This is a genomic window from Streptomyces sp. NPDC049813 (assembly GCF_044465085.1).
Classification (GTDB): Bacteria; Actinomycetota; Actinomycetes; order Streptomycetales; family Streptomycetaceae; genus Streptomyces.
The window spans coordinates 110,789-119,831 of the sequence record NZ_JBITLI010000009.1 but is presented as its reverse complement, the minus strand read 5'-3'; the positions used below and the strand labels follow the sequence as shown (position 1 = coordinate 119,831).

Annotated in this window: 8 protein-coding genes; 5 read left to right on the top strand and 3 right to left on the bottom strand. The window is 76.3% G+C overall.

Annotation, left to right across the window (positions count from 1 at the left end):
• Positions 1-178: 178 nt before the first annotated feature.
• Positions 179-694: an SUKH-3 domain-containing protein gene (locus ACIBW6_RS19860; protein ID WP_399061254.1), complete on the bottom strand. Its 516-nt coding sequence runs from the start codon at positions 692-694 to the stop codon at positions 179-181.
• A complete protein-coding gene (locus ACIBW6_RS19855; RefSeq protein ID WP_399061252.1) occupies positions 694-1,227 on the bottom strand; it encodes a YwqJ-related putative deaminase in 534 nt (177 codons plus the stop codon). Before ACIBW6_RS19855 ends, ACIBW6_RS19860 begins: the two co-directional genes overlap by 1 nt.
• Before the next feature lie 336 nt (positions 1,228-1,563).
• Here ACIBW6_RS19855 and ACIBW6_RS19850 point away from each other — a divergent pair, with 336 nt between their 5' ends.
• From ACIBW6_RS19850 to ACIBW6_RS19835, 4 genes are all read left to right on the top strand, one after another.
• Positions 1,564-2,559 carry an SMI1/KNR4 family protein gene (locus tag ACIBW6_RS19850; RefSeq protein ID WP_399061250.1) on the top strand — a complete coding sequence of 332 codons (996 nt, stop codon included), beginning with the start codon at positions 1,564-1,566 and terminating at the stop codon, positions 2,557-2,559.
• A 7-nt stretch (positions 2,560-2,566) separates the two neighbouring features.
• Positions 2,567-5,776: an SUKH-4 family immunity protein gene (locus ACIBW6_RS19845; protein WP_399061248.1), complete on the top strand. Its 3,210-nt coding sequence runs from the start codon at positions 2,567-2,569 to the stop codon at positions 5,774-5,776.
• Positions 5,777-5,855: 79 nt separating this feature from the next.
• Positions 5,856-6,842, top strand: coding sequence for an LCP family protein (locus ACIBW6_RS19840; protein WP_399061246.1), 987 nt, complete (start codon positions 5,856-5,858; stop codon positions 6,840-6,842).
• 122 nt (positions 6,843-6,964) lie between these two features.
• Positions 6,965-7,858 (top strand): cellulose-binding protein, encoded by an 894-nt coding sequence (locus ACIBW6_RS19835; RefSeq protein ID WP_399061244.1) that lies wholly within the window; start codon positions 6,965-6,967, stop codon positions 7,856-7,858.
• A gap of 22 nt (positions 7,859-7,880) precedes the next feature.
• Here the strand turns inward: ACIBW6_RS19835 and ACIBW6_RS19830 are convergent, their stop codons facing one another.
• Positions 7,881-8,357: a helix-turn-helix domain-containing protein gene (locus ACIBW6_RS19830; RefSeq protein ID WP_399061242.1), complete on the bottom strand. Its 477-nt coding sequence runs from the start codon at positions 8,355-8,357 to the stop codon at positions 7,881-7,883.
• Positions 8,358-8,424: 67 nt separating this feature from the next.
• On the opposite strand from ACIBW6_RS19830, the gene def reads away from it, so the two are divergent.
• Positions 8,425-9,024 (top strand): peptide deformylase, encoded by a 600-nt coding sequence (gene def / locus ACIBW6_RS19825; protein WP_399061527.1) that lies wholly within the window; start codon positions 8,425-8,427, stop codon positions 9,022-9,024.
• The last annotated feature ends 19 nt before the right edge of the window (positions 9,025-9,043 follow it).

The following is a 9,043-nucleotide window of genomic DNA, read 5'->3' as shown; positions in this document are numbered from 1 at the left end:
TGGAGCATGCGGCTCCGCCGCAGCCCCAGCGGCCCGATGAGATGGCGCACGCAGTGCGCATCTCAGGGGCGCGGGGAACTGCGCGACCAGCCACGACGAGAGGGATGCGTAGGGACGGGCCGGGCATGAAAGGGCCGGGGGGAAGCGCCGCCCCGCTCAAGGGCTCGTGACGGCCGGGCTACGGCGAAGGCTGGAGGCGCGGCGGCCGGATGCCGGTGATCATCAGCTCCAGGGCGTGATCGATACCCGGCCCCAGATACCAGTCCCCACTGTGATCGAGGGCGTAGACACGCCCCTCCGTGTCGACGGCCAGCAGAGCCTCCGTACCGGCCTCCGCCCCGAGCGGACACACCTCCGTGTCGAGCGCCCGGCCGAGATCCCCCAGGGTCCGCGCCATGTGCAGCCCGTGCAGCGGATCCAGATGCGGCTGGACGGGCGCGATCTGCCGCCCGGGCCCGGTGGGCGTGAGGTGCAGGCCGCCGAACTCCGCCCAGACCTCCACCGCCGCGGGAAAGACGGCATGCCGGTGACCGGCCGGCGAGACATGGGTGCGCAACGCGTCCGCCCAGAACTCGGCCTGCTTGATGTCCCACCGGCCGGGCTGCCAGCCGGCGGCGCGCAGCGCGGCGTCGACCGGCACGGTGAAGCGGGTGCTGGAGGTGCGGTCCACGGCGGTGGAGTGCGGCGTGGGCATCAGTGGACGGTCTCGCTCTCGGCTGTGTCTGCGGTCGGGTCGACGACGCGTACCCCGAAATGCGCCGTCAGCGCGGCACAGGCACGGCAGGGCCGGGCGAAACCGCCGTGCAGCGGGTCGCCGTCCTCGCGGATGCGCCGGGTGGTCAGCTTGGCGTGCTTGAGGGCCTTGCGGGCCTCGCCCACGGTCATCGGCCGGCGCCGGGCGCGCTTGGACTTCTCGGTGCGTTCGGCGTCGCTGGTCGCGAGGTGCCGGGAGATGAGGATGGTCTCGGCGCACCGCCCGGTGAACCGGTCGCGCTGGGTGCTCGTCAGCGTGTCCAGGAAGTCCTGCACCAACGGGTGGAGCGCGGGCGCCGGTTCACCGCGCGCGGCGGTCGACGTGAGGGTGCTGCCGCGCACGGAGAGCGCGGCGGCGACGGCGGGCAGGATGCCGTCGCGCCTGCCCCGCAGGACCGGGACGTCGGCGGAACCGGTGGCGCTCCAGCCGACGCGCGGATCGTCACCGGACCGCGCGTCCGTGGCTGTGTCCATGGCTGCGTCCGTTGCTGTGGTGGCCGCCGCGGTTGGCTCGGCGGTGGGCTGTGCGGTGCCGCTGTGCATGTGGTGCTTCCCCTCCTGCAATCCCCCAGGTTGCCTGCACAGAGTGCCAAACGGGGTGGCCGGTGCGGTAGTCGGCTCCCGGCGACACGCCCGATCGTCACGGGGTGGTGACACGGGGGTGACTGCAGGTCATGGATGCGGAGGCCCGGTGACCCGTGTCGTACAACCGCATAGGCTGTCGTTGTCCGCGATCGATACGTGTCAGAACAGAGCACGAGTTCGGTACGGAACCGGAACCCGTCAACAGCGCCGCAGGGGGCAACCGCCATGACGACAGGTCGGCTCGGGCAGCAGGCCGCGCCGCCGAACGCGGCTTACGCCGGGCAGGTAGTGCACTTCCCTGACCCGGTCCGCGCCGCCCGGCACCCCCGCGGGGTGCGGGTGGACAGCGACGGCTACCCGGACTTCTCGGCGTACGCGCGGGCCGCGGCGGAGATCGCGGAGCCCCCGGAGGGCTTCGGCGTCGACGAGTTGCGCCTGACGGACTACGTGTCGGCCAACGCCGCGCTGGCGGCCTCCGGGCACGAACTGTGGGACACCGTCCCGGCGGTGGCGACGCCGCACGGCTGGACCTGGCACCACGTCCGCGGCTCGCGCCGCCTGGAGCTGGTGCCCGTGGAGGTCAAGGCGCTGCTGCGGCACCACGGTGGGCTCGCGACGACCGCCGTCGACCAGCACAAGCGCGGCACCCGCCCCTTGCAGGACACCCGGCCCGCGCACTTCGGGCTGCCCAAGTCGGCGGTGGCGGTGAGCGAGCAGCAGGTGCTCGCGGTCGAGGAGGACCTGGGGTACCGGCTGCCCGGCGCCTACCGGGCGTTCCTGAAGGCGGCCGGTGGCTGCGCGCCCGTCGGGGCGGCGCTCGACGCCGAGCTGGGCCTCCTGGTCGACCAGCCGTTCTTCACGGTGCGCGACGAGGCCGCGGTCAACGACGTGGTGTACGTCAACAAGTGCCTGCGCGATCACCTCACCAAGGACTATCTCGCCGTCGGCTTCGTGCAGGGCGGCATCCTCGCCGTGAAGGTGCGGGGGGCGGCGGCCGGGTCGGTGTGGTTCTGCGCGTACGACGACGCGCGGGACGGCGGCGACACGGCCGGCTGGTCGGCCGCCGAGCGCGTGGAGCGGTTGCTGCTGCCGTGCGGTGACGACTTCGACGTGTTCCTGTCCCGGCTGGCCGGCAATCCGCCGGAGTTGGAGACGGTGGCGAACCTGATGGTGGACGGCGGCTTCGCGCGTGCCGTTCCGACGCACCGTGACGAGGGGTGAAGGTCCGATGGTGACGTTCGCGCAGGCGCAGGAGCGCGCCGAGGAATGGATCAACGGGGACGTGCCCGGCTATCAGCACCGGGAGGTGCGGGTGCGGGAGTTCGAACTCGGCTTCGTGGTGTGGGCGGAGGACCGCGAGGCGGGGCCGGTCTCCGACGGCGGCCGCCAGCGGCTGGTGATCGCCCGGGACAGCGGCGAGGCCACGCTCTGGCCCGCGCTGCCCGTGGGCGAGGTGATCCGGCGGTACGAGGAGGAGTACGGGGTGCCGCAGGCGCCGGCCGGGCCGGTCGCTCCGCGGGCGCCCGAGCGGGTGGATCTGAACCAGACGTCGTTCCTGCTCAGTCCTCCGGAGTGGTTGCAGGAGGCGGCGGACAAGCTCGGCATCCCGGACCACCGCGCGACGCCTCCGGCTCCGGCCGCGGCATCCCCGGACCCGCAGTCCCAGCCCCCGGCCACGCCATCCCCGGAACCCGGGACCCAGCCCCCGGCCACGCCATCCACGGCGCCCGGGACCCAGCCCCCGGCCGCGGCTGCCACGGCGCCCGGGACCCAGCCCCCGGCCCCGGCTTCCTCGGACTTCGGATCCCAGGCCCCGGCCTCGGCTTCCTCGGACTTCGGGGCCCAGCCCCCGGCCGCCGCTGCCACGGAGCAGCCCGGGGCGCCGACCCCGGCCCCGGCTTCCTCGGACTTCGGGTCCCAGGCCCCGGCTGCGGCTTCCTCGGACTTCGGGGCCCAGCCCCCGGCCGCGGCTGCCTCGGAGCCCGGTGCGCAGGCAGGTGCCGGTGTCTCTGCGGGCTCCGGCGCGTCTGCGGACTTCGGAGGAGCCTCGGCGCCCGGCGCGTCCCCGGCCCCCGACGGCTCGTCGGGCCGCGGAGTGTCCGCGGACTTCGGGGCCTCCGCAGGACCCGGCGCCTCCGCGGGCCCTGGCCCATGGGCCCCCGACGCCTCCAGGGACCTCGGGGCCCCCGCGGGTCCCGGCGCCCCTTCAGGCCCCGGGTCCCCCTCAGCCCCTCCCGCTCCCTCCGTCCCCGCCGCGTCGGACGCCCCCGCCGCGGCCGTGCGGGGCGGTGTCGAGCCGCAGGACTCCGTGCCCGCCGCGCCGGTGGGTGCGACGCCGTGGGCCGGGACGGACACGAACGAGGTGGGTGACGAGGAGGACCGCTCGGTGCCGCTGCCCGAGACGGTGTTCTCGCCGCCGCTGTCCGAGGAACTGCCGCCGCCCGGCGTCACCCCGGACGCCAAGACCGCCCTGATCTCCGGCGGCAGCCAACTCCCGCGCACGGAACTGGCCCCTGCCCTGGACGACTCCGCAGCCCCGCAGTACGGGTACCCGGGCGGCGCCGACACGCCGCCTGCGCCGGGTGCGCCGGACCATGGCTATCCGCAGGGCCCGGGGGGCTCCGTCACGCCCCCTCCGCCGCCCGCTCCGGGTGCCCCGTTGCCGCCGCCCGTGCCGGGTTCGGCCGTGCCGGGGACGCCGCCGCCGGGGGTGCCGCGGTACGGGTTCCCGCAGGGGCCGGGCGGTGCCGACGTGCCGCCGCCTCCGCCGGTGCCGGGTACGCGCGAATACGGCTATCCGCAGGGCCCGGGCGGCTCCGTCACGCCCCCTCCGCCGCCCGCTCCGGGGGCCCCGTTGCCGCCGCCCGTGCCGGGTTCGGCCGTGCCGGGGACGCCGCCGCCGGGGGTGCCGCGGTACGGGTACCCGCAGGGGGCGCCGCTCCCGCCCGCCGGTCCGACGCCGCCGCCCGCGCCCGGGGCCCGGGACATCGCCGATGTCGCCACCAGCAAGGCGCAGGGCCCGGCGCGTGGCGGGCAGACCCCGCCGCCGCCGGGGGCTCCCGGCGCGCCCGCGGGCGGTTACGTCCCGACGCAGCTGGTCTCCTCGCTCGGCCCGGACGGGCAGCCGCAGGTGCCGGGCGCGCCCGGCACCCCGCCGCCCCCGGGCGACGGCGTGCACCACGCCGCGACGATGCTCGCCGGACCCGCCGTCCCCGGCCCCGGCGGGCAGACCCCGCCGCCGCCCGGACCGCCCGGCGCCCCGGGCGCACCCGGCGCTCCCAGGCCGCCCGCCGCGCCGAATCCGCCCGGCAGCACGCCCCCGCCCCCCGGCGGCGGTGTGCACCACGCCGCGACGATGCTCGCCGGACCGGGCCCGATGCCGGGCCCGCAGGGACCCGCGGGGCCCCCGCCGCCCGGCGCGATGCCGCCGCCCGCCCCCGCCGCGTACGGATATCCGCAGGGCGGTCAGCCGACCGTGGGCCCCGGCTACCAGGCCGTGCTGCGCTACCGCGCGCCCGACGGCTCCGAGCAGCAGCTCATCCGGCGCTCCGCGCCCGGCACGCCGCACCCGGAGTGGCAGATCTTCCACGAGCTGCGCGCCATGAACGTCCCGGCGGACCAGGTCCTCGAACTCCACACGGAGCTGGAGTCCTGCGCGCTGCCCGGCGCCTACTGCTCCCGCATGATCCGGGAGCAGTGGCCGCAGGCGCGGATCACGTCGATCGCCCCGTACGGCACCGACCACGCCTCGCGGCAGCAGGGCATGCAGCAACTCATCGCGCACCAGGGCGAGTTGCACCAGGTCGCGGACGGTCCGGCCCGTCCCGCCCCGGTGCGGGCGCCGCTGCCGCCCGCGCACCCCGCGCCGCCGGTCCCGCCGGAGGGCATCGCGCAGGAGCTGGCCGCCGCGTTCGGACCCGGCGTGTTCCGGTTCGACCAGCGGGCCGTGTCGCGCCAGGGCGTGCCGGACATCGTGGCGCACACGCTGGTCGTGGCGGGGCTGCCCGCGGACTTCGGGCCGTTCTTCTGGGCGCAGGCCCAGCCGGGCCGCCCGGTGCCGACCCTGGCCGAGCTGGCGCAGGAGCGGGGGGTGCGGCCGGCGCAGGACGCGGGCTCGTACCTCGTGATGGGCAGCGACTTCGGCAAGGCGCTCTGCGTCCAGTACGGGACGGCGCACATCGTGGCCGTGCCGGTGGAGGCGGGCGCCGGCGCGCCCGTGCCGCCGCAGTTCGTCAACAGCGGGCTGCCCGAGTTCGCGCGTTCGCTGGGGCTGCTCGGCCGGATGTGGCGGCTGCGCTACGGGCTCGACCCGGAGCAGGCGGGCCGGTGGACCGTCGACTTCCAGGCGCAGCTGAACATGGTCGACCCCGCGGCGCTCGGCTCGCCCGAGACCTGGTGGTCGGTGCTGCTGGAACAGATGTGGGACGGCCTGCTGTAGCCGGCCGGCCGGCTACAGCAGGCTGCCCGGCCCGCCCGCTCGACCTGCGGGATCGGCCGGGCGCCCCGATCATGCGCTCATGGCGGGCACACGGAGAAGGGCCGGGGCGGCAAGGCGGCGCCGCTGGCCCCGGCGCGTCCTGGCGGTCCTGCTGCTGGTCGTCGTGCTGCTCGTCGGCTACGGCACCGGGCTGTACTTCTGGGCGGATTCGCGGCTGCGCACCACGGAGGCGTTCGGTGACGCCGCCGGCCGCCCGCCGGCCGGCAAGGGCACGGACTGGCTGCTCGTCGGCTCGGACTCGCGCGCGGACCTGACCCCCGAACAGCGCAAGCAGCTGCACGTCGGCAACGACGAGGGGCTGAACACCGACACGATCATGATCCTGCACCACGGCGACAGCGGCCCGTACCTCGTCTCGGTCCCGCGCGACTCCTACGTCCCGATCCCCGGCCACGGCCGGGGCAAGATCAACGCGGCGTACTCGCTGGGCGGCGCCGAGCTGCTCACCCAGACCGTCGAACAGGCGACGGGGCTGCGCCTCGACCACTACGCGGAGATCAACTTCCTGGGCCTGGTGGACGTCGTCGACGCGGTCGGCGGCGTCACCCTCTGCGTACCGGACGGCGGGCTGCACGACGAGAAGTCCGGCGCCGACTTCGACGCGGGCTGCCGGCACATGGACGGCGTCCAGGCGCTGCAGTACGCGCGGGCCCGCTACTCCGACCCGCAGGGCGACCTGGGCCGGGTCAAGCGGCAGCGGCAGCTGCTCGACGCGGTCGCGGGCAAGGCGCTCGGGCCCGCGGTGCTGATCCCGCCGTGGAAGCTGGTCCCGTTCGTGCGCACCACGCTCGACGCGCTCACCGTCGACCCCGGCACGGGGGTCGGCGCCCTCGCCACGATGGGGACGAAGATGGACGCGCTCGCCGGGACGGCGACGGTGCCGGTGGCGAGCGAACCGTACGTGCCCGGGGTCGGCGACGTGGTCGTGTGGAACCGCGCTCAGGCCCGGCAGCTCTTCGGCGCGCTCCGCGCTGACAAGGCGATTCCGACTTTCGACACCAATTGACGCATCCTTGACCGGGTGGGTCGGGCGGTGTGCCGCGTGTGTCGCGTTATGGGCGCTTCCTTCCGATCCACCAGGATGTGCGCCAGTCGCGCAGAACGTCGCACGGGTGGAAGGGGATCGAGATGAGCGGTGCAGGCGCATCGGCGTCGCCGTACGGCTTCGTCGTCGTACGAGGTCGTGGCTACCGGCCCGAGCAGGTGGAGGCCCGGGCCGCGGAGCTCTACCGGGCCCGCGACGAGGCCCGGGAGCGGGTCGCGCGGCTGACCACCCTCGCCGAGGAGGCGGCGGCGGAGGGCGAGCGGCTGCGCGAGGTCGTCGCCCACCTCGCCCCGCAGACCTACGAGACCCTCGGCAAGCGCGCGCAGTACCTGCTGGAGCTGGCCGAGGAGGAGGCCACCGCCCTGCGGCACGCCGCGCTCACCGAGGCCCAGGCCCTGACCGAGGCCGCGGGGGCCGCCGCCCGCGCGGCCGGGGAGAGCGCCCGGGCCCACGCGGAGCGGGTGCGCGGCGCGGCGGAGGAGCAGGCCACGCGCCGGGAGCGGGAGACGCGGGCCGAGGCCGAGGGGGTGCGGGCCGCCGCGCGGGGCGACGCGAAGGACGTACGGGACGAGGCGCTGGCCGTGCTGGCCGAGACGCGGCGGCGGAGCGAGGCGGCCCTCGCCGAGCAGGCCGAGGAGCACGCCGAGCGGGCCGAGGCGGCCCGGCGCGAGGCGGCCGGTCTGGTGGCCGCGGCCGACGAGCGGGAGGCGGCCGCCGTCGCCGGGGCCGAGGAGCGGCTGTCGGCGGCGAAGCGGGCGCTCGCCGAGGCGGGGGAGGCCGCCCGGCACGGGCAGGAGGACGCGGAGGCCGCGGCCGCGGAGGTGCTGGCGCGGGCCCGGGCCGAGGCGGACGGCATCCGCCGCGAGGCCGACCGGGTGGTGCGCGAGCACGACGAGGCCCGGGACGAGATGCGGGCCCACATGGAGCACGTGCGCACGTCGCTCGCCGCGCTGACCGGTCGGGTCGCCGCGGAGTAGCCCCGCCGGGGCGACCGCGGGGTCAGCGCTCCGGGCGCAGCCGCGCGGTCACGGCCACCGGGGCGGCGCCCGCGGGGTGGCCCCGGCGGCGCTCGAAGGGCGCGAGCAGCTCCTGGATGCGGTCCGCCAGGTCGGCGGTCTCGTCCGGGGTCAGGTGCAGGGTGGCCGTCACACTGCGGTCGGGGGCGCGGGGCGCCCGGCGCGGGTCGTCCCAGCGCAGGCGCCAGGGGCGGACCCGGCCGCCGCTGTGCGGGGCCTCCTCGATGAGCCCGGCCCGGGCCAGCCGGCGCAGGTGGAACGAGCACAATCCCGAGCTGTGGCCCAGCCGGGCCGCCGCCTGCGAGGACGTGACGGTGCCCAGCTCGGCCAGCAGGTCGAGCAGGGCGAGGCGGACAGGGTGGTCGGGCAGCGGCCGGGACGCCCGGCGCGGTCCGGCGGCGGACGCCTCCGCGGAACTCCCGGCCGCGTCCGCTCCTTCGGGTGCTTCCTCTTCGATCACTTTGCAAAGAGTGCTACTTTGCAAAGCAGTTGGTCAAGTGCGGGCACGAGGCGAGGAGTTGGCGGCGATGGGTGAGGGGCTGCGGCCGGAGGTCGAGCGGGGCTCGGTGCGGCGCATCACGGAGGTCGGCGAGGAGATCCTGCGCCGCCGCTGCGCACCGGTCACGGACGCGCAGTTCGGCACGGCGGACCTCGCGCGGCTGATCGACGACATGTTCGCCACCAACCACGTCGCGCACGGCGCGGGCCTGGCCGCCAACCAGGTTGACGTGGACCTGCGTTTGTTCGTCTGGGACATGGAGGACGACTGGGGGGTGCGCCACGTCGGGCACATCGCCAACCCGGTCCTGGACGAGGAGCCGCTCGCCGGGCGCAGACTCGTCGAGGAGAGCGAGGGCTGCCTGTCGGTGCCCGGCCCGTTCAAGTCGCTGGCCCGCGCCGACCACGCGGTCGTCCGGGGCCGGGACAAGGACGGGCGCGAGCTGGTCGTCGAGGGGCGGGGGTACTTCGCGCGCTGCCTCCAGCACGAGACGGACCACCTGCACGGCCGCCTCTACCTCGACCGGCTCGGCAAGCGGGAGCGGCGGGACGCGCTGCGGGAGATGACGGAGCTGCGGGACGGGGTGCTCGCCCGCCGGGCGGCGACGGCGGAGCGCATCGGCAAGTGAGCCGGGCCGGGCGAGGAGC